The organism is Ruegeria sp. CG3 (assembly GCF_056537205.1).
Window position 1 is genome coordinate 1,190,968 of sequence record NZ_JBQFRC010000001.1, and the last position, 24,084, is coordinate 1,215,051.

Consider the following 24,084-nt stretch of genomic DNA (forward strand, 5'->3'; position numbering starts at 1 on the left):
GGACGTCCGAGGCCAGAAAATGGTCCACTGATCTGCGGAGAACCCGAACAACAGGGGCCAACATGGGACTCTTCATCCTTCGACGATTGGGCGTGATGCTGTTGACGGCACTCTGCCTGACCTTCGTGGTCTTCTTCCTGACCAACCTCTATCCAAACCTGGAAAAACTGGCCAAGACGCAGGGCAACCAGCGTATGTCCGATGAACAGGTCGTCACCTGGCTTGAGAACCGCGGATACATGCAGCCCACGCTGGTCAAATACGGCCAATGGCTGGGGGTGGTGCCCGGTTTCACCAACACACTACCGGATGGTCAGTTCGTGGGAAGTTGCACTCGTCCCGGCTCTACTCCGGAAACGACACCGCGCTATTGCGGCATTCTTCAGGGCGACTGGGGCTATTCCACCGTCTTCAAGGACGAGGTCGGAACGATCGTCAGCAAGCGGCTGGGCAACACCGGCTACCTGATGTTCTGGGTGCTGGTGCTGATGATCCCGACCGCCCTATTGGTTGGTGTGCTGGCCGGCATGCGCGAGGGATCTGCGTTGGACCGGTCCCTGTCCACGTTTTCGATCATCACGACGGCCACGCCGGAATACGTTTCGGGCGTGATCTTCATCGCTATCTTCACCTCTTCCACCGTTGGTCTGAAATGGTTCAAGGGCACAGCCACACAGGCCATGGAGAACCCGACATTCGAGAATTTCTTCCTGCCGGTCCTGACCATTGCCCTGTACGGCATGGGCTACATTGCGCGGATGACCCGAGCCTCGATGACCGAGGTGATGACAGCGCAATACATCCGGACCGCGCGACTGAAGGGTGTGTCCTTCGGGAATATCGTTCTGAAGCACGCCCTGCGCAACGCGCTGATCGCGCCCTTCACCGTCATCATGCTGCAGTTCCCGTGGTTGCTGAACGGCGTCGTGATCGTCGAGACCCTGTTCAACTACAAGGGTTTCGGTTGGGCGCTGGTGCAGGCCGCGGGGAACAACGACATCCAGCTTCTGCTGGCGATCTCGGTCGTGTCGGTCTTCGTGGTGCTCGTGACGCAGCTGATCTCGGATATCGGCTATGTCTACCTCAACCCGCGCATCCGCATTTCATAAGGGAGGATAGACCATGGAACCTCTGAGCTGGACTGGCTCTATCGCCTTTCTGAACCCGATCATGATGATCGCCCTGGCTGCGCTGGTCGTATCCGTCGTTGTCTGGATCCTGGCGAGCATTCTGCTGCCCGAGACGCAAGTCAGCGTGAATGCGGATGGCACCGTCAGTTCGGGCGGCGGCCTCAGGAACCTGACGCAATCCGCGCTGTGGTATTCTTTCCTGGCCAGCATCGCGACGGTGGTCGCCTACCTGCTTCTGGGAATATTCCTGGGCACAGGGGCCGGGATTATCGGCGCGATCTCGCAGCAGTTTCTGCCGGTCTGGCTGTCGCTGATCATTCTTTTCGCGATGTCGGTTGCCTTCAAACGGCGCCTTGGCCTGTACGGCAAGCTGTTCGACAGCCCGATCGGCATGATCGGTTTTGGACTGGTCATGTTCTGGGTTTTCACCGGCATCTTCGGGGCTTTGGACCTTATCGTGACACATGATCCGTTGGTCCAGGTTTCCGGCATGAAGAACAAGGTGCCCGGCACCCCCCTGCCGAATGCCGAGGAGGGTGAGTTCGCCTGGTATCTGCTGGGCGGCGACAACCTTGCCCGCGACGTATTCAGCCGCATGGTCAAGGGTGCGTGGATCGTCGTGCAGATTGCTCCACTGGCCACGATGTTTGCCTTCATGGTCGGGATCACGCTGGGCTTGCCCGCCGGGTACTATGGCGGGCGGCTGGACACGTTTCTGTCGTTCCTCGCCAATCTGATCCTGGCGTTCCCGGTCATCCTGCTGTTCTACCTGTTGGTCACACCGGAAATCGTCGCGACCGGCGTGCCGAACTATATGGCCGCAGTCCTGTTCGTGTTCCCGATCCTCTTCATCGGTGTTCTTCTGAATTCGCGCTACTACACCCGGCCGAAATTCCGTACGCCGCTGCTGATCGGCGTCTTGGGTATCGCGATCTGGCTGTACCTGTCGCTGATCTCGACCGGGGGATACGTCATCCGCACGGACGACTACAGCATCTGGGGTCTGCCGACCTATCTGGATCTGTTCGACATTCCTGGCGGCATCCTGGTCGTGTTCGTTTCGGTTGTCTTCGTCAACTCGCCCACGGTGTTCCGCATCGTGCGCGGCTTGGCCATGGACATCAAGACACGCGATTACGTGGCCGCGGCGCAGACACGCGGCGAAGGCCCCTGGTACATCATGCTTTGGGAAATCCTGCCCAACGCCCGCGGGCCGCTGATCGTCGATTTCTGCCTGCGCATCGGCTACACGACCATCCTCTTGGGAACCTTGGGGTTCTTTGGACTGGGCCTGCCGCCGGAAAGCCCGGATTGGGGGTCCACGATCAACGAAGGACGCAAGCTGCTGTCGATCTACCTGCACCCTGCACTGCCGCCGGCACTGGCGCTGTTGTCACTGGTTCTGGGATTGAACCTGCTGGCGGATGGCCTGCGAGAAGAAAGCCTGAAGGACTGATGTGAAAGCGGCCGGGGGACTGCCCCCGGCCCCCACCAGGATATTTTTAGCCAGATGAAGGGGATCCCCCGAGTGCTGGCGAGGAGCAAGCAAGATGAACAAACTGGCGGATTATGACGGGCCGATCCTCGAAATCGACAAGCTCTCGATTTCGTTCTTTACCCGCTTGCGGGAAATACCGGCCGTGATGGATTTTTCGGTCAGTGTGCAGCCCGGCGAGGCTGTCGGGCTGGTCGGTGAATCCGGCTGCGGCAAGTCGACGGTCGCCTTGGGTGTCATGCAGGACCTTGGCAAGAATGGTCGGATCGTTGGCGGCTCGATCAAATTCAAGGGCCGTGACCTTAGCGAGATGAGCAAGGAAGAACTTCGGGATATTCGCGGCAATGAGATCGCGATGATCTATCAAGAGCCGATGGCTTCTTTGAACCCGGCGATGAAGATCGGCAAACAGCTGATGGAAGTGCCGATGATCCACGAAGGGGTCAGCAAAGAAGAGGCCTATGCCCGTGCTCTGGAAGTGGTGACGGATGTGCGCCTGCCGGACCCCGAGCGGATGTTGAACAGCTTTCCGCATCAGCTGTCCGGTGGCCAGCAGCAGCGCATCGTGATCGCGATGGCGCTAATGTCCAAGCCGTCCCTTCTGATCCTGGACGAACCGACAACCGCGCTGGACGTGACGGTCGAGGCCGCCGTGGTGGAACTGGTCAAGGATCTGGGCAAGAAATACGGCACCTCGATGCTGTTCATTTCGCACAATCTGGGCCTGGTTCTAGAGACCTGTGACCGCTTGTGCGTGATGTATTCCGGCGAGGCGGTCGAACGGGGCTCGATCCACGATGTCTTTGACGAGATGCAGCACCCCTACACCCAGGCGCTGTTTCGCTCGATCCCCCTGCCCGGCGCGGACAAGAATTCACGTCCGCTGGTTGCAATCCCCGGCAACTTCCCGTTGCCGCACGAACGCCCACCCGGCTGCAATTTCGGCCCGCGATGCGACTATTTCGAGGAAGGGCGTTGTGACGCGCAGGACATTCAGATGTTCCCGGTCCCCGGCAATGACCGCCACCATACGCGCTGCTTGAAGTTCCAGGAAATCGACTGGAACGCACCCATCACGGTTGCCGAGCAAAAAGAAAAAGCGCCGATCGGCAAGACCGTTCTGAAGATGGACAACCTCAAGAAATACTATGAGGTGGCCGCAAACGCTCTGTTCGGTGGGGGCGAAAAGAAAGTGGTCAAGGCCAACGAAACCCTCAGCTTCGACGCACATGAATCGGAAACGCTGGCGATCGTTGGCGAGTCCGGCTGCGGCAAATCCACGTTTGCCAAGGTCCTCATGGGATTGGAGACGGCGACCGACGGGCAGATCCTGCTGGACAACCGCAATATCGAGCATCTGCCGATAGAAGAACGGGATGCCAAAACCGTCGGCGAAGTCCAAATGGTGTTCCAGAACCCATTCGATACGCTGAACCCGTCGATGACGGTCGGACGTCAGATCATCCGCGCGCTGGAAATCTTCGGCGTCGGAAACTCGGAGGCCGAACGCAAGCAACGGATGCTCGAGTTGCTGGACCTTGTGAAGCTGCCGCGCGCGTTTGCCGACCGTATGCCGCGCCAACTGTCAGGCGGCCAGAAACAGCGCGTCGGGATAGCCCGTGCCTTTGCAGGGGACGCCCGGATCGTCGTCGCGGACGAGCCGGTCTCGGCATTGGATGTGTCGGTGCAGGCAGCCGTGACCGATCTGTTGATGGAGATCCAGCGCGAACACAAGACGACACTGCTGTTCATCAGCCACGACCTGTCGATCGTGCGCTACCTCAGCGACCGCGTCATGGTGATGTATCTGGGCCACGTGGTCGAACTGGGCACGACCGATCAAGTCTTCTCGCCGCCCTATCACCCCTATACCGAGGCGCTGCTGAGCGCGGTTCCCATCGCCGATACCTCGGTCGAAAAGAAACACATCGTCCTTGAGGGCGACATTCCTTCGGCGATGAACCCGCCGCCCGGATGTCCGTTCCAAACCCGGTGCCGGTGGAAGTCCGAGGTTGCGGGCGGATTGTGCGAAAAAGAGGTTCCGCCGGTCCAGACGCTGGCTAACGGACACCAGGTCAAGTGTCATCTGTCCACCGAAACACTGGCGAAGATGGAGCCGGTTATCAAAATAGCGGCTGAGTGATCGCCCAAAGAAAAACCGGCCTTGGGCCGGTTTTTTTTGAGCAGCTATTGTATCAGCCGCCCCAGATGACTTTGACGTAATTCTGCGTCTCGGCATAGGGCGGCACGCCCCCATGCTTTTCTACCGCTTGCGGGCCAGCGTTATAGGCTGCCAGCGCGAGGCGCCAGGACTTGAATTTGCGGTATTGCCACGAAAGATACCGCGCACCGCCTTCAAGGTTTTGCTTCGGGTCATGCGGGTTCACGTTCAGCAGCCTGGCGGTTTGCGGCATCAGTTGCGCGAGGCCCAAAGCGCCCTTGTGCGACTTGGCGTGAGGGTTCCAACCGCTTTCCTGTTGAACCAGACGCAGGAACAGTTCTTCCGGGACATTGTGCTTGCGCGCTGCCTGGCGCGCCATGGCAAGGTATTCACCACGGTACTTGCCGGAATAGCGCTTTTTGAAACTGCCGTCCGGCGTCTTCGGTTTCAGCCGTTCAGAGTCGCGATACTGGCTGGCGGCCCGCGTGTCCAATATCTTGGCCTGCTTCAAAAAGATATCTTTGCGATTCTTGGTCGACAGGACATCTGCGCTCAGCGGCGTCGACGCCAGAACGAGGCATGCAATTGAAAAACCACTTAACAGACAACGCATTCAAGCAATCCCGCTCGTTCAGCAATCATTCGGATTATAGGTATTTCAGGCAGAAATGAAAGCTTGGTTAAGGAAACACTGATTTTCCGGGTGGCACTCCGGGCATCAACCGTGTTCCAACCCGGGCGCAGGACGTATAGGGTTTCAGGTGAACTCAGCGTCAGATTCGGGCGCCATCAAACTAGTCAAAAAACGGGGAAATCCATGGCAGGTTCAGTCAACAAAGTCATTCTGGTCGGCAATCTCGGGCGCGATCCCGAAGTGCGGTCGTTTCAGAACGGTGGCAAGGTCTGCAACCTACGGATCGCCACCTCAGAGAACTGGAAAGACCGCAATACCGGTGAACGCCGCGAACGGACCGAGTGGCATTCGGTTGCGATCTTTAACGAAGGCCTCGTTCGTGTTGCCGAGCAATATCTGCGCAAAGGGTCGAAGGTATATGTCGAAGGTCAGCTCCAGACCCGCAAGTGGCAGGATCAGTCCGGACAGGACCGCTATTCCACCGAAGTTGTTCTGCAAGGTTTTGGTTCGACTCTAGTTATGCTCGACGGTCGCAGCGAAGGCGGCGGCTATGGCGGCGGCCAGTCGAGTGGTTATGGCGGCGGACAATCGGGCGGATACTCCGAGCCCTACGCCGCACAGTCCGGCGCACCGGCACCGGCATCAGGTGGCATCGACGACGACGAAATCCCGTTCTAAGCTCCAGCGAGGCACGTCATGACATGGTCCTTCGCCGTCGGCCGATTGCTCGGATCGGAACTGAGGGTCCATGTCACCTTCTTTCTGCTGCTGGCCTGGGTCGGCTTTGCCGCCTACTCTGACGGTGGGTGGCCAGCAGCCATCGACAACATCATTTTTGTTCTGGCGTTGTTTGCCTGCGTGGTTGCCCATGAGTTCGGTCATGCGCTGATGGCCCGCAGGTATGGCATTCGCACACCTGACATCACTCTGCTGCCCATCGGCGGCTTGGCCCGCCTCGAGAGGATGCCGGAAAAGCCGATGCAAGAAGTTGCCGTCGCATTGGCTGGTCCAGCGGTCAACGTCGTCATCTGGGGCATACTTGTCCTTCTGGGTGCGGGAATGCAGGTTGAAACGCTGGCGCAAATCGACTCGACCCGCGTCGACCTGCTGAGCCGGCTGGCCTACGTCAATCTGTTCCTCGCGGTGTTCAACCTGATCCCCGCGTTTCCGATGGACGGCGGCCGCGTGTTCCGCGCCCTGCTCTGCCTGAAGATGGACAGGGTCAAGGCCACACGGGCCGCGGCCTTTGCGGGCCAGGCCGTGGCCGTCGGGTTCGGGTTTCTGGGGCTCAGCACCGGTAACCCGATCCTGGTTCTGATCGCGGTTTTCGTCTTCATCGCGGCAAATGCCGAAAGTCAGGATGTAGCAATGCGCTCGGTGGCGCGCCGCGTGCTGGCTCGCGACGCGATGATTACCGAGTTCCACGCACTTACCCCCCAAGACACGTTGGCAACGGCAGCCCAGGCCGTGATCCAGACAACGCAGCACGAGTTTCCGGTTTTGGGCGCAGACGGGCAGCTGTTGGGCTTTGTGACCCGCAATCGGCTGTTTGCCGCGCTAGCTGGCGATCACCCCCGGTCGGAACCCGCGACCTCGGTCATGGAAGAGCAAATCCCCCGGGTGGCCCTGACCAGTGGGCTCGAAGCCGTTCTGGATGGTCTCCATGGTGGCGCACCGGCCGTGGCGGTCTGCACCAAGACCGGTCAGATGGTCGGATACATCACCCGCGAAAACATTGGCGAATTGATGGTGATACGGGGCCGCTGACTCCGCTTATCAGCACGTTGCCAATGCATCCTGCAGAACGGACAGAACTGCATCGCGTGGCACGTCCGACGTGACGAAGGCCTGCCCGATCCCACGCGCCAGGATGAAACGCAGCTGGCCGTCAACGACCTTCTTGTCCTGAGCCATAAGCTCGACCAGATCTTCGGCGCTCGGCAGATCACCCGGAATATCAGACAGATCGGTCTTCATGCCCATCGCCTTCAGGTGAGCGCGGACGCGGCTTGGGTCTTCCTGGGAACACAGCCCCATGCGGGCCGACAGCTCGAACGCCAGGGCACAGCCAATGGCAACACCCTCGCCATGCAGCAGCCGGTCGGAATAGCCCGTCGCCGCCTCAAGCGCGTGGCAGAACGTATGCCCGAGGTTCAACAGCGCCCGGTCGCCTTGTTCAGTCTCGTCGCGGGCCACGATGTCGGCCTTCATCTGAACCGAACGGGTGACCGCCTGAACCCGGGTCGCCATGTCCCCGGCCGACAGCGCGGGGCCGTTGCGCTCCAACCATTCGAAGAAATTGGCATCCCCCAGAAGGCCATATTTTACGACTTCACCGTATCCCGCCAGAAAATCACGCGCCGTCAGCGTGCCAAGCACTGAGGTGTCAGCCAGAACCAACGAAGGTTGATGAAACGCACCGATCAGGTTTTTGCCTTGCGGAGCATTAATACCGGTTTTTCCCCCCACGGAACTGTCGACCTGCGCCAGAAGCGAGGTTGGGATCTGCACAAAGTGCACACCGCGACGCAGCACTGCGGCGGCAAAGCCCCCCAGATCTCCGATCACTCCACCGCCGAAGGCTACGACGATATCGCGCCGTTCGATCTTTTCGGCCAGCAGCCATTCGACGGCGCGCTCGAAATGCGGCCAGCTTTTGGTCGCCTCACCTGCGGGCAGAGCCAATGCGGTCATTTCCACCCCGGCGGACGCCAGGCCGCTGCGCAAAGCATCCAGATGCAAACCGGCCACGGTTTCATCGGTCAGAACCGCGACGCGCGGACGGTGCAGCATGGGTTTGATCCGCGCACCGGCCTGAGCCAACAGGTCCGGCCCGATTTCCACGTCATAGGACCGCTCGGCCAGATCAACATTAACTGTCTGATGCATCTATTTGACTTCCAATACATCCGGGCGCGTCATCAGCTTTTCCAGAACCCGGTCAACCATATCCTCGATCGCGGTGTCGCCGTCCGAATTCACCACCAGATCAGCCTGTGCGTACAACGGCACGCGGGCCTCGTACAGGTCACGCAGCGTTGCATACGGATCAGGCGTACGCAGCAAGGGTCGCGTGTCTTTGTGGCGCACCCGGTTCCACAACACATCCAGATCCGCGCACAGCCATACGGAAACCCCACGGTCCGAGATCATCGTCCGGTTTTCTTTGCTCAGAAAAGCGCCACCGCCGGTCGACAGGATACCCTTTTTCTCGTCCAGCAGACGGCCGATGACCTGGCTTTCTTTGGTGCGAAAGAACGGCTCGCCGTCCCGTTCAAAGATCTCGGGGATGGTCATGTTGGCAGCCGATTCGATCTCGCTGTCACTGTCGAGGAATGGAACACCAAGGCGCGCGGCCAGAGCGCGCCCCACGGCCGTCTTGCCAGCGCCCATCATGCCGACCAAAACCACCGTTTTGTGCAGGTCAAAGACCTGCCGTTGTCCGGCCGGCGCCACGTTATGCTTAATTTCGCTCATTTCCCTGTGAATGACGTGATCTTGGGAAAAATGCCAGTTATAACTTGGCCAAAATCGAAAATTGAGGCAGCGTTGAGCCATGGGCCGTCTGATCAAATTCCTGTTGTACCTAATTTGCCTGCTTTTCATCGGCTTGGTGGCCTATGCGTATCTTGGCCCATTCTTCGGCGCCGACTTCTCGGCCCCGCAAAGCGAAATCAGCGAACCGGTAATTCTGGATGTCAACTAGGGCCGTCGTGCTGGCGCTTGCACTGACCGGCCAAGCCGCCGCACAAACCGAACAGCCGCTATCCGCGATCGACTGGCTGGAGACGGCCCCTGACCTGTTGCCGGGGACCGTATTGCTCGAGCCGCCGGTTACCGATACGGGCCTGCAGCCCGACATCCAGGTGTCTCCGCTCGAGGCGCTGTCGCCGCCGTTGGGATTGGTGGATGGGTCAGCGACCGGTCTGCCGGTTGATCTGTGGCTGCCCAGCGATCCGGCCCGGCTGGCCGAACTCTTCGCGCGCGTGCCGGTCAAATCGAACCCGGCCATGCAGCGGCTGTTGTTTACACTTTTGCTGACCGAGGCCCGAGCGCCGGCGAATTCCAATGAGCCAGACGAGCTCCTTCTGGCGCGACTGGATCGCCTGATGCAGCTGGGTGCCGCCGATCCGACGCAATCCTTGGTGCAGCTAGCCGGCCCCACCGATACGCCTGAGCGGTTCAAACGATGGTTTGACGCAACTCTATTGACCGGCGACGAAGACCGCAGCTGCACTGCGCTGATCGCGCAACCGCATTTGTCGCGGGATTATTCCGCGCAGGTCTTCTGCAAGGCTCGCAGAGGTGACTGGGCTTCGGCCGCACTGACACTCGAAGCGGCGCATGCGCTCGAATTACTGCCGCCCGAGCAACTCGATCTGCTGGATCGCTTCCTAAGCCCAGAGATGTTCGAAGGCGCCGCCTATTTGCCGCAGCCCGAAGACCCTGACCCGCTGACGTTTCGCCTGTTCGAAGCGATCGGCGAGCGACTTCCGACCGCCTCGTTGCCGCGAGCCTTTGCCAATGCCGACCTGCGCGATGTTGCCGGTTGGAAGGCCCAGATCGAAGCGGCCGAGCGTCTGACCCGCATCGGCGCGCTTACGCCGAACCATCTGCTGGGCCTCTATACCGAGCGCGCGCCTGCGGCTTCGGGCGCGGTCTGGGATCGCGTCTCGGCTGTTCAGCGTTTCGAAACGGCGCTGGAGACCGGAAGCCCCGAGGCAATATCCAAGACCCTGCCGAAAGTTTGGGCAGAAATGGGTTCGGTCGGGCTCGAAGTGCCCTTTGCCGAACTGTTCGCCGAGCGCCTGATGCCGATCAAGCTGTCCGACCCGACCACCGAGAATCTGCGCTGGCGCATCCTGCTGTTGTCCGAGTTGTACGAGGATGCCGCACGATCTGTCCCCGACGGGCCTGAGGCCAATGCCTTTCTGGCTGCTTTGGCATCGGGCCAACCCGAGCGTTCGAACTCGCTCTCACCGATGGCTGACGCCATTGCCGAAGGGTTTGCATGGTCGGCGCCGATCCCGTCCGATATCCGCGCGATGTTGGAAGCAAACCGACTGGGTGAGGCAATTCTTGAGGCCATGCAGATGTTCGCGCATGGCGCGCGCGGCAATCTGGTTGACTTGACTGCGGCCATCGCGGTGTTCCGACATGTCGGCCTGGAAGACACGGCGCGCCGCGCGGCCTTGCAGTTGCTTGTTCTGAAGGGGGCCTGACAGTGTCCGCTCCGGCGACACAAGACTTGTGGATTTCCGCGTTTCTCGAGGCGCAGGCCGCAGAACTTGGGGCGGCAACCAACACTTTGCTGGCCTATGGGCGAGACTTGAAGGACTTTGCCGCGTGGCTCGGTCGGCGAAATGCCGGGTTCGAGGCCGCCGACCAAGATATGATCGAGGCCTACCTGATTGACTGTGACACACAAGGCCTGTCGCGCGCGACCCGCGCCCGCCGCCTCTCTGCCATCAAGCAATTGTACCGTTTCGCGTTTGAAGAAGGCTGGCGCTCGACCAATCCGGCCATCCAGATCAAGGGCCCGGGACGCCAGAAAAGACTGCCCAAGACGCTGGACGTGGCAGAAGTCGACCGCCTGCTTGAGGCGGCCAGGCAAACTGGGCGCAGTACGGCAGACAAGCTGCGCAACACCTGCTTGATGGAAATTCTGTATGCGACTGGGATGCGTGTAACCGAACTTGTTTCCCTGCTGGTATCATCCGCCCGGGGCGACCCACGCATGCTGCTGGTTCTCGGCAAAGGTGAAAAGGAGCGCATGGTGCCCCTGTCACCGCCTGCGCGTGATGCTTTGGCGGCATGGCTGACCATCCGGGACGAAGCCGAAGATGCAGCCGTTGCCAACGGAGGCCAGCGGTCCCGGTTCCTGTTTCCTTCGCGCGGAAAATCAGGGCACCTGACCCGTCACCGGTTCTTTGCACTGATAAAGGAACTGGCCGTGCAAGGCGGCGTTTCTCCCGACAAAGTCACGCCACACACGCTGCGCCATGCCTTTGCGACGCATCTTTTGGCCAATGGGGCCGATTTGCGTTCGATCCAGACCCTGCTTGGGCACGCCGACGTCGCGACGACCGAAATCTATACGCATGTTCTGGACGAGCGCCTGTCGGAACTGGTGTTGCAGCATCACCCGCTTGCCAAGGATGACGGTCGAGACTAGGGCCAAACCCTTGATCGCGCGCATCTGCGCCCCCATAACCATTTCATCAACAACACCTGAAACGGACCGATGGACTCTGACCCTTCTCTTCTCGATGGCGCCTTCTGGCTGACTACGGCCTCAATTCTGCTTCTGCTGGTACTCTCCGGCTTCTTCTCGGGGTCTGAAACAGCGCTGACGGCGTCTTCGCGGGGTAAACTGCGGGCGCAAGCCGACAAAGGATCGCGCGGCGCGCAAAAGGCGCTGGAGATCACAGACGACAACGAACGTCTGATCGGCTCGGTTCTGCTGGGCAACAACCTCGTCAACATCCTTGCAGCCTCTCTGGCCACGGCTTTGTTCACCCGACTTTTCGGAGAAAGCGGCGTGGCACTGGCCACCTTGGTCATGACCCTGCTTGTTCTGGTCTTTGCTGAGGTGCTGCCCAAGACCTACGCGATTACCAATGCCGAAAAGGCCGCCGCGGCGGTCGCCCCGGTGATCGGTGTCGTCGTTACGGTGTTTTCGCCGGTGGTGGCTGCCGTTCGCCTGCTGGTGCGCGGTGTACTGCGCCTGTTCGGGGTTCAGATCGACCCCGACAGCAACATCCTTGCCGTACGCGAGGAGATCGCCGGTGCTCTGCAACTGGGCCATTCCGAGGGGGTCGTCGAAAAAGAGGACCGCGACCGCATCCTGGGCGCGCTTGACCTCGGCGACCGCACGGTAGAGGAAATCATGCTGCATCGCTCGAATATCGAGATGATCGACGCGGACGCAGACCCTGAATCGATCCTGAAACAATGCCTCGAAAGCCGTCACACGCGGCTGCCGGTGTTCCGTGGCCAGCCCGAGAACATCGTGGGCGTCGTGCACGCCAAGGATCTGTTCCGCGCCATGTACGCGCAGGCCGGCGGCGGCGAGGGCAGTGCCGACCGGCTGAAGTCGTTCGACATCCTCAAAGTGGCCAACGCCCCCTATTTCGTACCGGAGACCACCACGCTGGATGATCAGATGCGGGAGTTCCTGCGCATGCACAGCCATTTTGCGCTGGTGGTTGATGAATACGGCTCGCTGCGCGGGTTGATCACGCTCGAGGACATCCTCGAAGAAATCGTAGGCGAGATTGCCGACGAATTCGACGTGGACGAAGATGTGACGGTTACGCGAACCGAAGACGGTCAGTATCTGGTCGAAGGCTCGATGACCATCCGCGACCTGAACCGTGCGATGGACTGGAACCTGCCCGATGACGAGGCCAACACCATTGCCGGGCTGGTCATCCACGAAGCGCAGATGATCCCGACCGTTGGTCAGGTATTCTCGTTCCACGGCTTCCGGTTCGAGGTCGTCGAGCGAGAGGGCAACCGGATTACCTGGTTGAAGGTGCGGCCGCTCTGACAAACGTCTGGCGAACGGCCGGCGGAAACGACAAACTCGGTCGTTTTCGTGACAGATACCGGCGCGGCACCCCTGCACCTTCGGGCCAAACGCAAGGAGGTGCGGATGAAAACGACGTGTCAGGTTGCCGTGATCGGCGGTGGAGTTGTCGGGTGTTCGGTGCTGTACCACCTGACCAAGCTGGGCTGGTCGGATGTGATGCTGCTGGAACGGTCGGAACTGACCAGCGGATCGACCTGGCACGCGGCGGGCGGGTTCCACACGCTGAACGGCGACACCAACATGGCCGCACTGCAAGGCTATACCATCCGGCTGTACAAGGAACTGGAAGAGATCACCGGCATGTCCTGCGGGCTGCACCATGTGGGCGGCATCACGCTAGCCGACAACCAGGACCGGTTCGACATGCTGCTGGCCGAACGCGCCAAGCATCGCTTCATGGGGCTGGAGACCGAAATCGTCGGCCCCGACGAGATCAAAAAGATCGCCCCCATCACCAACACCGACGGCATCATCGGCGCGCTCTATGACCCTCTGGACGGGCACCTCGACCCCTCGGGCACGACCCACGCCTATGCCAAGGCCGCGCGGATGGGCGGCGCCACGATCGAGACCCACTGCATGGTGCGCGAAACCAACCAGCGCCCCGACGGCACTTGGGACGTGGTCACCGACAAGGGCACGATCCATGCCGAGCATATCGTCAACGCCGGCGGCCTCTGGGCGCGCGAGGTGGGCGCGATGGCGGGCATCTACTTCCCTCTGCACCCGATGGAACACCAATACCTGGTCACCGATACCATCCCCGAAATCGAGGCGATCATCGACGCGGGCGGCGAGCATCCGCACGTCATGGACCCGGCCGGGGAAAGCTATCTGCGGCAAGAAGGGCGCGGGCTCTGTATCGGCTTCTACGAACAGCCCTGCAAACCCTGGGCCGTGGACGGCACACCGTGGGAGTTCGGGCACGAGCTGCTGCCCGACGATTTCGACAAGATCACCGACTCGATCGAATTCGCCTATCGCCGCTTCCCGGTACTGGCCGAAGCGGGCGTGAAATCGGTGATCCACGGCCCCTTCACCTTTGCCCCCGACGGCAACCCGCTGGTCGGGCCGGTGCCGGGTGTGCGCAACTACTGGTCGGCCTGCGGCGTGATGGCCGGGTTCAGCCAGGGCGGCGGCGTCGGCCTGACGCTGGCGCAATGGATGATCGAGGGCGAACCCGAGCGCGACGTCTTTGCCATGGACGTGGCCCGTTTCGGCGACTGGATCACCCCCGGCTACACCCGCCCCAAGGTGATCGAGAACTATCAGAAGCGTTTCTCCGTCGCCTACCCCAACGAGGAACTGCCGGCCGCGCGGCCCAACCGCACCACGCCGATGTATGACATCTTCAGCGATCTGGGTGCGGTCTGGGGCCAGCAATACGGGCTGGAAGTGCCGAACTATTTCGCGCAAGAGGGCGAGCCGGGCTATGAAACCCCGTCCTTCCGCCGCTCGGACGCCTTCGAGGCAACGGGCCGCGAGGTTCGCGCTGTGCGCGAAGGCGCCGGCATCAACGAAGTGCACAATTTCGGCAAATACCTTGTAACAGGTCCACGCGCCCGCGACTGGCTGGATCGGATCATGGCCGGTCGCATCCCCAAGCCGGGCCGCCTGTCGCTGACCCCGATGCTGTCGCCCAAAGGCAAGCTGATCGGTGACTTTACCGTGTCCTGCCTGGGCGAGGAGGAATTCCAACTCACCGCCTCCTACGGCGCACAGAACGTCCACATGCGCTGGTTCCGGCAAAATCAACAAGACGGCGTAACCGTCGAGAATATCGCCGACAAACGCAACGGGTTCCAGATCGCCGGCCCCAAAGCCCGCGAGGTTCTGGCCGCTTGCACCCGCGCCGATTTCAGTGACATGCGCTTCATGGACGTGCGCCGGATGGTCGTCGGCATGACCGACTGCATCGTGCAGCGGGTCAGCTATACCGGCGATCTGGGGTTCGAGATCTACTGCGATCCGATGGCGCAACGCCAGCTGTGGTGGACGCTGTGGCAGGCCGGGCAACCGCACGGCATCACCCCCTTCGGCATGCGCGCGATGATGAGCCTGCGGCTCGACAAGTTCTTCGGCTCGTGGATGCGCGAGTTCTCACCCGACTACACAGCCGCTGAAACCGGGCTGGACCGCTTCATCTCGTTCTCCAAGAACGTCGATTTCATTGGGCGCGCTGTCGCCGAGGCCGAGCGGGCTGAAGGAACAGCCCGCAAGCTTGTGGCTTTTGAGGTCGAAGCCGAGGACGCAGATGTGAACGCCTACGAACCCATCTGGCATGACGGCGCAGTGGTTGGGTTTTGTACATCCGGCGGGTACTCGCATTTCGCACAGAAATCAGTTGCCATGGGCTTCCTGCCAAAGGGACTGGCGGCCGACGGCTTGGCGGTCGAAATTGAAATCCTGGGCCAGATGCGCAAGGCGCGCGTACTGACCAGTCCACTATTTGATCCTGACGGTACGCGTATGCGGGGGTGACAGCCGTTCCGGTTGGCGGCAAGGTGGCCGCCATGAAGGATATCCCTGTCATTTTGCTGGCCGCCGGAAGCTCTCGCCGTATGGGCGGAGTGGACAAACTGATGCAAATTGTCGACGGTCAACCGCTGATCCGACGCTCGGCTGAAACCGCACGAGCTGTCGGGCCGGTCATCGTCGCCCTGCCGCCGGCGCCTCACCCGCGATACACCGCCCTGAGCGGGATGGACTTGGAGGTCGTTTCAGTTCCCGATGCGGATGAAGGCATCAATGCCAGTTTGCGCAGGGCCGTCGCGCAGCTGCCGGTATCCGCCCGGGCAGCGATGATCCTGCTGGCCGATCTTCCAGAGCTGACATCAGACGATCTACGCGCGGTCCTCCGGTCGGTCACCGAACATCCTGACAAGCTGATCTGGCGCGGAGCATCCTCGGACGGAGTTCCAGGCCATCCTGTAATCTTCGACCGAAGTCTCTTTGCTGATCTGGCGCAATTGATCGGAGATGGCGGCGCACAAGCCATCGTACGCGCGCACCTGGACCAGGTGCACCTACAGCCTTTACCGGGTCAGAACGCTATTCTGGATCTGGATACGCCCCAAGCGTGGGCCGAATGGCGTAAAAAGCAAAGATCCCAAAAGTAACGCGGCCCGGTCGAAAACGACCGGGCCGGTTGCCCAAAACAGGACTACCACTTTCACCAATCCCGAAAACGCGGTCCGGATGTCGTCAAGACATCAGACCAATGTGCTGCCGAACCGAAACAAGACCCCCTCGTTAACATGCCGCTCAGCGCTTCCGGTGACTGAGATCTGCCTTCAAGCACCCCCTTGATGCTGTCAGGCCCCCCTTTCACTTGGGCACGTTCATCGTCACCGATAAGTTCAGTGCAAACAACGTAAAATTGGTTGAATCGGTTAATTTTGCCGGATTCGTGATGGTATTTCCGCAACAACGCGCGTCACGGAAATCTACCCAAGGTTGTTCGTGCGCTTTACCATTGCTGACCCACGACAAGAATTTTTTAGCGCTAAACGATCAAAATGACATTTTTGCAAAGACCTATTAGACAAATACCACCTTCTGAAAGGGCGGTGGCGCAACCTGTGAGTGTCCCCAAAAATTCGGTCAAAAACCGCCGCCGGACTGTTAACAAATTTGATTCAATTCAATGCTTTTGCGAGTTTGACCCTCATTTCGGCAACAATCCACCGATTCGACCGGCAACTTCCCCGGCCGATTCCCGGGATTGCGAGCGCTACCAGACGCCTGCAATGTGGCAAAATTAAGAATTATTAATTGATCAGTCAGAAAACGCAAAGACTGGCGGCTCATGTTCCCTGCAAAGCGCACATCAACAAGCGCCGAACCAAGGAGACCTAGTCAACATGAGCATCCGCAAATCCCCCCTTATTCTTCCTCGCACCTCAGGGCTGTTTGGCGCCACCGCGCTGAGCGCGGCGTTGCTGGCCGCGACCGCCATTCCGTCGCAGGCCGACGAAGCCCTGGCGGATCTGGTCGAGACCGTTTCACCGTCCGTGGTAACCGTCATTGCCTCGATCGACGCCGCCCCGTCGCCAGCGGGCGGCCAGGAGTTCGATTTCGAAGGCCAGCCTTTTGGTGAGTTCTTCAAGCGTTTCGGGATTCCCGAAGGCTTTGACGCCCCGCGCCGTGGTCCCAGTCAGGGCCTGGGGTCCGGGTTCGTACTGGATGAAGATGGCTATATCATCACCAACCACCACGTCGTCGACAAAGCTAGCAAGATCACTGTGCGCCTGAACGACGATCGCTCGTACGAGGCTGAAGTCGTGGGGACCGATCCCCTGACCGATATCGCGCTACTCAAGATCGACGCGGATGAGGCGCTTCAGCCGGTCCCGCTGGGGGATAGCGACGACATCCGCGTGGGTGAAGACGTGGTCGCCATCGGCAACCCGTTCGGCCTGAGTTCGACCGTCACGACCGGCATCGTTTCCGCCAAGGGACGCAATATCTCGGAAGGCCCCTACGCTGAATTCATTCAGACCGATGCGGCTATCAACAAAGGCAACTCGGGGGGTCCCCTGTTCAACATGGACGGCGAAGTCGTCGGGGTGAACTCGGCAATCTATTCGCCCAGTGGCGGTTCGGTCGGACTGGGCTTTGCCGTGACTTCGAACATCGTCGAGCATATCGCTGCGGACCTGCGTGACGATGGCCAGGTCAGCCGTGGCTGGCTGGGTGTCTCGATCCAGAACATCAGCCCCGAACTGGCCGCAGCGATGGGTGTCGATGGCACTGTCGGCGCACTGGTGTCCGAGGTTCTGCCGGAAAGCCCCGCTCAGGGCGTGCTGCAACAGGGCGACGTAATCATCGCCTTCAATGGCGAACAGGTCGACTCGAGCAGTGAACTGCCGGTCCTTGTTGGCACCACAGCCGTCGGAACCGACAGCAAGGTCACCGTCCTGCGCAATGGCAAGGAAGAAACCCTGAACGTCACGATCGGGCAGCATTCGGCCCAGATGGCGGCAAACGCGGAACCGACCGATGACGCGGTGGCGGGCAAGACGCTGGGTGTCACCGTAGCACCGCTGTCCGAAGCGAATCGTGCGCAGATCGGAGTTCCCGAGAACGTGCACGGCGTGGTCGTCACTTCGCTCAAGCCGGACAGCCCGGCGGCCAAGGCCGGTCTGCGGCAGGGCGACGTGATCGTGAAGCTGGGCAACCAGGATGTGGAAACACCCGAGGCGCTCAAATCCGCGCTCGAAGATCAGAAGACCGATCCGGCGCTGATGCTGATCAACCGCGGCGGCAATCAGATCTTCGTCGCCGTCGAGATCGCCTGACCTGCGTCCCGCGCGCACCGCATGATGGGGATATCCGGTGCGCGCATCTCCTGGCGGACACGATTTGTCCACGTGCTGTCGGGATTGCCGGGTGCGGATTTCGCACCCGGCAGTTTTTTTACCTGTCCATACGTGATTATATCCTGAGTGAAAGGAAATCCGACCATGAGCAGACGTCTGTTGATCGTTGAGGATGATGAAGACACGCGGGACTTCATCGCCAAGGGATTTGGCGAGGAAGGTTATGTCGTCGAATGCGCCGAGGACGGCCGCGAAGGTTTGTACCACGCGACCGACGGTGGATTTGACGCGGTCGTTCTGGACAGGATGCTGCCCGGGCTGGATGGTCTGGCCCTGATCAAGTCGATACGCGCCGCCGGGGTCAAGACGCCGGTTCTGATGCTGACAGCCATGAGCGCCGTGGACGAGCGGGTGAAAGGGCTGCATGCGGGTGCCGACGACTATCTGGTCAAGCCCTTCTCATTTCAGGAACTTCATGCCCGGATCGAAGCCCTGTTGCGCCGACCTCAGGAATCCGAGGAAACCCCGACCCTCAAATGCCGCGACCTTGAAATGGATCTGCTGACCCGAAAGGTCATACGCAACGGTCGCGAGATCACTCTGACGCCCAGAGAGTTCCAGATTCTGGAATTCTTCCTTCGGCGGAAAAACCGGGTGGTGTCGAGGACGATGCTTCTCGAAGGTGTCTGGGACTATCATTTCGACCCGAACACAAACGTCGTCGACGTTCACATCTCCAAACTGCGTCGGCAATTGGATGAAGGTGGTAAACCACCACTGATCGAAACCGTGCGCGGGGCCGGTTACATGGTTTCTGATGGTTAAGTCGCCCTTGTCGTTCAAGGACTCCAGGACACGGTTGGTGCTGGCCAGTATGGTGCTCAGCACATTGCTGACCGCGGCCGTATTGTTGCTGGTCTATATCACCGCCAACCGCACGATCGAAGGCGAAACCCGATCTGTCGTGTCCGCCGAACTGACCGGGCTGGCGGACGAGTACGAACGCCTGGGGCTAGTCGGCCTGATGGTGGCCATCGAACGCCGGCTTCCGACCGCGTCCGAGCGTGATGCGCTTTATCTGTTGGCTGACCGCTCGGGAAAAACCTTGGCCGGCAACCTCAAGCGATGGCCCGAAGGCATCGCCGCTGGCAGTGGGTGGGTGGATCTGGAACTGCGCAGAACCGAGACGGATCAGCTGGTCCCGATCTCCGCCGCATCGATCCTGCTGCCCGGCGGCGAAAGGCTGTTGGTTGGCCGCGACGCCCTCGCCCGTCAACAGTTCGACCGGGTGCTGTTTCATTCGGTGGCGCTGGCCTTGGGCGCGGCCCTTGCGCTGAGCATTCTGACCGGTTGGCTTTTGACCCGTCTGGTGTTTTCGCGGCTGAAGGATATCGCCGACACCGCAGAAACCATCGTGTCCGGCGACCTGTCCCAACGAATGCCACAGCGTGGCACCGGCGACGAGTTCGACCAGATGGCAGGCACATTGAACAACATGCTGGACCGGATCGAAGAGTTGGTTAGCAACTTGCGCACCACGTCAAATTCGATCGCGCATGATCTGCGGTCACCTCTGTCCCGGTTGAAGCAGCGGGTGGTCGCCTTGGCCGAGCCAGGCAAAAGCGACCTGGATCGTGAGGTCGACATCGCCCGGGCAACGGCCGAAATCGATCACGTGTTGCGGGTTCTCGGACAGCTGACCGAGATCTCACGCGCCGAGGCGGGGTTGGGGCGGGAGCAGTTTGAACCTGTGGACCTTGAGCGCTTGGTCAACGATGCCGTGGAGTTGTACGAACCGGTCGCGGCCGACAAGGATGTGCGCCTCGAGGTCACGGGTCGGGCGGCTCCGATCATGGGGCACCGCCCTTTGCTGTCGCAGGCCCTGTCGAACCTTCTGGAAAACGCCATGCGCTATGCCCCTGAAGGAACTGCAATTTCCATCGAACTGCGCGAAGACGGCCCGTTTGCCCTGCTGAGTGTCCGCGATCGCGGCCCGGGCGTGCCGGTCGAGATGCTGTCGCAGCTTCAACTGCCCTTCGTCACGCTTGATCCCGCGCGTTCGGACCGAAACTCAGGCCTCGGACTGGCTTTGGTGGCGGCCATCACCCGCATGCATGGCGGGGGCTTCAGTGCCCAGAATGCGGATCCCGGATTGAAAGCAGTTCTGAAGCTGGCGCAAAATCCCTAGGTTAACGCCCCACCTTTTCGCCGATCAAAGGGACGCAGGCAAGGAAGCGTATCCGCGGAACCGCATACGCCCACCTCTGACACGTTCATCGGACAGTTGGAAATCTGGGAACCTTGTCACGAACCGCGACAGGGCGACCCGCCCTTCAAGGCGCGCAAGTGTAAGGCCTGCGCAGACGTGCGGCCCGCCGGCAAAGGCAAGGTGACGGTTCGGTTTGCGCGAGATGTCGAACCGGCCCGGGTTTGCGAACACGGCCGGATCCCTGTTTGCAGCGCCGATACACAGATGAAGGTTGGTGCCCTTTGCGATTGGACGCCCGTCAATCACGACGTCAGCCGTCGTTTCCCGGTTGCCGAACTGGTTGGGTGAACGGAACCGCAAAACCTCTTCAACCGCCGAATTGATCAGGCTTGGATCACCCATAAGCCGCTGACGCTGCTCCGGGTGGTCATGCAGCAGGGCCAACCCGTTTCCGATCAGGTTCGTCGTGGTTTCATGACCCGCATTCAGAATGAAGATGCAATTCTGAAGCAACTCGATTTCACTCAGCTTTTCGTCGGCCCCTTCACCGCGGATCAACCGGGTCAATACGTCGGTTTCGGGGTCGCCGGGCGTGGCCCTGCGCCGAGCCACCAGATCGGCCAGATACTCCTTGAAGTCCCGAACGGCCGCATGGCCGTCTTCGAGTTGCTTGGCGGTCAATGCCGGTTCGAGCGCCCCAAGAATGGCCAGGGACCAGTCGCGCAGCGGTTCGCGCTCGTCCACCGGTACGTCCAGAAGGTTTCCGATGATCTGGATCGGGATGGTGGCGGCATAGTCTTCGATCAGATCCACTTGCCGCTTGTCTTCCAGGCGATCCAGCAAGAGATCGACAGTCTGGATCAAACCGGGCTCCATCCGGGCGATGGCGCGCGGGGTCAGGGCCGAAGTCATGATTTTGCGAACCCGCGTGTGCAATGGCGGATCCGAGAACACCAGCGAGGTGGTGTGATGCTCGAACAATGGTGATCCCGGACCAAATTTTGGCGCGAACACGGCCTTTTTGTCGGACGAGTACAGGGTCGTGTCCCGATAGATCCGGTCCAGATCAGCATGCCGCGACAATAGAACCGAGCCATCGGGCTGCGCCAGAACCGGCGCCGAAGACAGCAGCGCATCATAAAACGGGAAGGGATTGTCGATGAAGCCCTCAGGCGGGTTCATCAGGTCCAGATTGCTGATGTCGCTTGTCAATTCCTTCCCCCTCCTGCACGGACCCGTCGCTCAATGCCTAGCGCAACGGAATTCGTCGCACAACGTTCCGGCGGGCAGTGACAGCACGCCCCGGCAAAGCTAAGAAAGAAACATGCCCGAACCTGTGTCTTCCATCCGCAACCTTGGACCTGCATTCGAACAGGCCTGTGCCCGTGCGGGCATCCACTCGGCCGAGGAGCTGCGCGAGCTTGGTGCCGATGCGGCTTATGCCCGGCTGATACAGGCCGGAACCCGGCCCCATTTCATCGGCTATTACGTTTTGGTCATGGGCTTGCAGGGCCGCCCCTGGAACGATTGCAAGGGCGAAGAAAAGAAAGCCCTGCGCGCAAGGTTCGATGCTTTGAAATCGTCAACAAACCGGGCTCCGGCGTCCCGGATCATAGCGGATCTGGATGCCATCGGTGTACGCGTCGGCCCTGACGATCTGAAATCCGTCTGACCAACAAAAAACCGCGCCCGAAATCGGACGCGGCAATCTCGACAGGTATCGTGGTGCGGCTCAGCCGACCAGTTCGATGCCCGAGAAGAAATATGCGATCTCAACCGCTGCGGTTTCCGGCGCATCCGAGCCGTGAACCGAGTTCTCACCGACCGACTCAGCGAACTCGGCGCGGATGGTGCCCGGTGCCGCATCGGCGGGGTTGGTTGCACCCATCACTTCGCGGTTCTTGGCGATGGCGTTTTCGCCCTCCAGAACCTGAACGACAACCGGTGCCGACGACATGAACTCGCACAGTTCGTCATAGAACGGACGCTCGGCATGAACTTCGTAGAACTTGCCGGCTTGTTCCTTGGTCATGTGGATGCGCTTCTGCGCGACGATGCGCAGGCCGGCTTCCTCGAACTTGGCGTTGATCTTGCCAGTCAGGTTGCGGCGGGTTGCATCGGGCTTGATGATCGAAAAAGTGCGTTCCAGTGCCATATCGGGCCTCTCCTTGGTCTGACGGCGCGGGCTGGGCCGCGCGAAATTCATCGCGCGCCGCCTAACACGGTATTTCGCCCGTGAAAAGTGGAATGATGGCGCGATCGCGCCTTTGGGCGTCAGATTGCGTCGGGAAGCGGGTCCCGTGCATCCACCCAACGGACATACAGAACGGCCAAAAGGCCCAGAAAGCTGCTGCCTGCCATCATCGACAGAACCAGATACGGGCCGTTTTCAGGGCTGACCGTGGCTCCGGTGATTGAAGTGATGACCGCACCGAGCGCGACGATCAAAGCGCCCGACAGGCCCGCTGCGCTGCCGGCCAGTTGCGGTCGAACCGACATGACGCCCGCAGACGCGTTGGCGTTCGTCAAACCGTTTCCAAAACCAACAAAGATCGCTGATCCAAAAAACACCCAGACCGACCCCATCCCCCCTAAAAACAGCAACAGCCCGCAGAACGGCCCGGCCGAGGCGATGATGCGCCCGGCCAGAATCATCGTCGTCAGCCGAGTACGCGCGGCGATCCGACCGGTCACGAAATTGCCGACCATGAAACCGCCGGTGATGATGCCGATCCCCAGGCCCAGTGTCGCGGGGCTCAGATCGAACCAGGCGGCGGCCACCAGGGGCGCTCCGGTGATGAAACTGTAGAACCCCCCGATCGAGAATGCCGCGCACAACGCGTAGCCCCAGAACCGCCGGGCACGGAACAGGTGCGGGTATTCGCGCATCTGCGCGGCAAAAGTGGCGGACCGGTTGTGGTTGGTCTCGCCCATATCCGCCCAGAGCAGCGTCAGCAGCGCCGCCCCTGCAACCGTGTAAAAGACGAACCCGGCCCGCCACCCGAACAGCATGTCCAAAGTGCCGCCCAGCATCGGGCCCAGCATCGGCGCCAAAGCCATTGCCATGGCGACATATCCCAGCTTGCTTGCGGCCTCGTTGGGCGGAAACTGGTCGCGGATCGACGCGGCAGACAGCACCGAGCCCCCGACCACGGCGGCCTGCATCAGACGGAACCCCAGAAAGGTCCAGATCGACTCCGCCAGAACACAGCCAAGTGACGCCGCCACAAAGACCGCCATGCAGGTCAAAAGAACCGGCCTGCGCCCGAACCGGTCGGACATTGGCCCAAGGATCAGTTGCAGTACGGCGGACACGGCCAGATAGGCTGCGATCGACAGGTTCACCAGCGCATAATCCGCCCGAAAATCGACCGCCATGTTCGCAAGCGACGGCAGGAACATGTTCAGCGACAGCACGGACAGCCCCGTCGCCAGAACAAGGGTCACCAAAGAGGGTGGAGTTTGTGCCGCCCGCATCTCAACATCCGAATTTCGTTCATCTGCAAAAGCGCTAGCACAGCACATGTGGTTTGCACATGG

At 60.6% G+C, this 24,084-nt stretch carries 21 protein-coding genes; 15 read left to right on the top strand and 6 right to left on the bottom strand.

The features are described 5' to 3' along the window. Nucleotides 1-62: 62 nt before the first annotated feature. From ACR0NB_RS05975 to ACR0NB_RS05985, 3 genes are all read left to right on the top strand, one after another. Complete coding sequence (locus ACR0NB_RS05975; protein WP_170339518.1) at nt 63-1,109, top strand: ABC transporter permease; 1,047 nt, start codon at nt 63-65, stop codon at nt 1,107-1,109. Nucleotides 1,110-1,122: 13 nt separating this feature from the next. Next, nucleotides 1,123-2,586: an ABC transporter permease gene (locus ACR0NB_RS05980; protein WP_480775171.1), complete on the top strand. Its 1,464-nt coding sequence runs from the start codon at nt 1,123-1,125 to the stop codon at nt 2,584-2,586. A 94-nt stretch (nt 2,587-2,680) separates the two neighbouring features. Then, nucleotides 2,681-4,768, top strand: a complete 2,088-nt coding sequence (locus ACR0NB_RS05985; RefSeq protein ID WP_170366978.1) for a dipeptide ABC transporter ATP-binding protein — start codon at nt 2,681-2,683, stop codon at nt 4,766-4,768. Nucleotides 4,769-4,820: 52 nt separating this feature from the next. Here ACR0NB_RS05985 and ACR0NB_RS05990 read toward each other — a convergent pair whose 3' ends face one another. After that, nucleotides 4,821-5,399, bottom strand: a complete 579-nt coding sequence (locus ACR0NB_RS05990) for a lytic transglycosylase domain-containing protein (protein WP_093961864.1) — start codon at nt 5,397-5,399, stop codon at nt 4,821-4,823. A gap of 204 nt (nt 5,400-5,603) precedes the next feature. On the opposite strand from ACR0NB_RS05990, the gene ssb reads away from it, so the two are divergent. Continuing rightward, the gene (gene ssb / locus ACR0NB_RS05995) at nt 5,604-6,098 is read left to right on the top strand and encodes a single-stranded DNA-binding protein (RefSeq protein WP_480775172.1); all 495 of its coding nucleotides are present in this window, start codon (nt 5,604-5,606) and stop codon (nt 6,096-6,098) included. Nucleotides 6,099-6,116: 18 nt separating this feature from the next. After that, complete coding sequence (locus ACR0NB_RS06000; RefSeq protein WP_170363622.1) at nt 6,117-7,187, top strand: site-2 protease family protein; 1,071 nt, start codon at nt 6,117-6,119, stop codon at nt 7,185-7,187. 9 nt (nt 7,188-7,196) lie between these two features. Here the strand turns inward: ACR0NB_RS06000 and aroB are convergent, their stop codons facing one another. After that, nucleotides 7,197-8,309 carry a 3-dehydroquinate synthase gene (aroB, locus tag ACR0NB_RS06005; protein ID WP_260065821.1) on the bottom strand — a complete coding sequence of 371 codons (1,113 nt, stop codon included), beginning with the start codon at nt 8,307-8,309 and terminating at the stop codon, nt 7,197-7,199. Further along, nucleotides 8,310-8,897 carry a shikimate kinase gene (locus ACR0NB_RS06010; RefSeq protein ID WP_170403557.1) on the bottom strand — a complete coding sequence of 196 codons (588 nt, stop codon included), beginning with the start codon at nt 8,895-8,897 and terminating at the stop codon, nt 8,310-8,312. 79 nt (nt 8,898-8,976) lie between these two features. Between ACR0NB_RS06010 and ACR0NB_RS06015 the strand changes: the two genes are divergently transcribed. The 9 genes from ACR0NB_RS06015 to ACR0NB_RS06055 all read left to right on the top strand — a co-directional run bounded on the left by ACR0NB_RS06015 (nt 8,977) and on the right by ACR0NB_RS06055 (nt 20,523). Further along, entirely contained in the window at nt 8,977-9,126 is a 150-nt protein-coding gene (locus ACR0NB_RS06015) for a hypothetical protein (protein ID WP_170338962.1), read from the top strand. Beyond that, a complete protein-coding gene (locus tag ACR0NB_RS06020; RefSeq protein WP_480775173.1) occupies nt 9,116-10,642 on the top strand; it encodes a hypothetical protein in 1,527 nt (508 codons plus the stop codon). Before ACR0NB_RS06015 ends, ACR0NB_RS06020 begins: the two co-directional genes overlap by 11 nt. Before the next feature lie 2 nt (nt 10,643-10,644). Beyond that, entirely contained in the window at nt 10,645-11,595 is a 951-nt protein-coding gene (locus ACR0NB_RS06025) for a tyrosine recombinase (protein ID WP_480775174.1), read from the top strand. Between the two features lie 69 nt (nt 11,596-11,664). Further along, nucleotides 11,665-12,972: an HlyC/CorC family transporter gene (locus ACR0NB_RS06030; protein ID WP_480775175.1), complete on the top strand. Its 1,308-nt coding sequence runs from the start codon at nt 11,665-11,667 to the stop codon at nt 12,970-12,972. A gap of 105 nt (nt 12,973-13,077) precedes the next feature. Next, the gene (locus ACR0NB_RS06035) at nt 13,078-15,495 is read left to right on the top strand and encodes a GcvT family protein (RefSeq protein WP_480775176.1); all 2,418 of its coding nucleotides are present in this window, start codon (nt 13,078-13,080) and stop codon (nt 15,493-15,495) included. 32 nt (nt 15,496-15,527) lie between these two features. Next, nucleotides 15,528-16,133 carry a nucleotidyltransferase family protein gene (locus tag ACR0NB_RS06040; RefSeq protein ID WP_480775177.1) on the top strand — a complete coding sequence of 202 codons (606 nt, stop codon included), beginning with the start codon at nt 15,528-15,530 and terminating at the stop codon, nt 16,131-16,133. Nucleotides 16,134-16,877: 744 nt separating this feature from the next. Beyond that, on the top strand, nt 16,878-18,314 hold the full coding sequence (locus ACR0NB_RS06045; protein ID WP_480775178.1) for a DegQ family serine endoprotease: 1,437 nt from the start codon (nt 16,878-16,880) through the stop codon (nt 18,312-18,314). Nucleotides 18,315-18,479: 165 nt separating this feature from the next. Then, the gene (locus ACR0NB_RS06050) at nt 18,480-19,160 is read left to right on the top strand and encodes a response regulator transcription factor (RefSeq protein ID WP_480775179.1); all 681 of its coding nucleotides are present in this window, start codon (nt 18,480-18,482) and stop codon (nt 19,158-19,160) included. 37 nt (nt 19,161-19,197) lie between these two features. Then, on the top strand, nt 19,198-20,523 hold the full coding sequence (locus ACR0NB_RS06055; RefSeq protein ID WP_480775180.1) for a sensor histidine kinase: 1,326 nt from the start codon (nt 19,198-19,200) through the stop codon (nt 20,521-20,523). A gap of 24 nt (nt 20,524-20,547) precedes the next feature. Here the strand turns inward: ACR0NB_RS06055 and ACR0NB_RS06060 are convergent, their stop codons facing one another. Next, complete coding sequence (locus tag ACR0NB_RS06060; protein WP_480775627.1) at nt 20,548-21,726, bottom strand: cytochrome P450; 1,179 nt, start codon at nt 21,724-21,726, stop codon at nt 20,548-20,550. A gap of 142 nt (nt 21,727-21,868) precedes the next feature. Here ACR0NB_RS06060 and ACR0NB_RS06065 point away from each other — a divergent pair, with 142 nt between their 5' ends. Further along, on the top strand, nt 21,869-22,216 hold the full coding sequence (locus tag ACR0NB_RS06065; protein ID WP_093961853.1) for a TfoX/Sxy family protein: 348 nt from the start codon (nt 21,869-21,871) through the stop codon (nt 22,214-22,216). 60 nt (nt 22,217-22,276) lie between these two features. Here the strand turns inward: ACR0NB_RS06065 and ndk are convergent, their stop codons facing one another. Together ndk and ACR0NB_RS06075 are read right to left on the bottom strand one after the other, a co-directional pair. Continuing rightward, nucleotides 22,277-22,699 carry a nucleoside-diphosphate kinase gene (gene ndk / locus ACR0NB_RS06070; protein ID WP_027237357.1) on the bottom strand — a complete coding sequence of 141 codons (423 nt, stop codon included), beginning with the start codon at nt 22,697-22,699 and terminating at the stop codon, nt 22,277-22,279. A 119-nt stretch (nt 22,700-22,818) separates the two neighbouring features. Continuing rightward, the gene (locus tag ACR0NB_RS06075) at nt 22,819-24,021 is read right to left on the bottom strand and encodes a multidrug effflux MFS transporter (protein ID WP_480775181.1); all 1,203 of its coding nucleotides are present in this window, start codon (nt 24,019-24,021) and stop codon (nt 22,819-22,821) included. Nucleotides 24,022-24,084 lie beyond the last annotated feature (63 nt).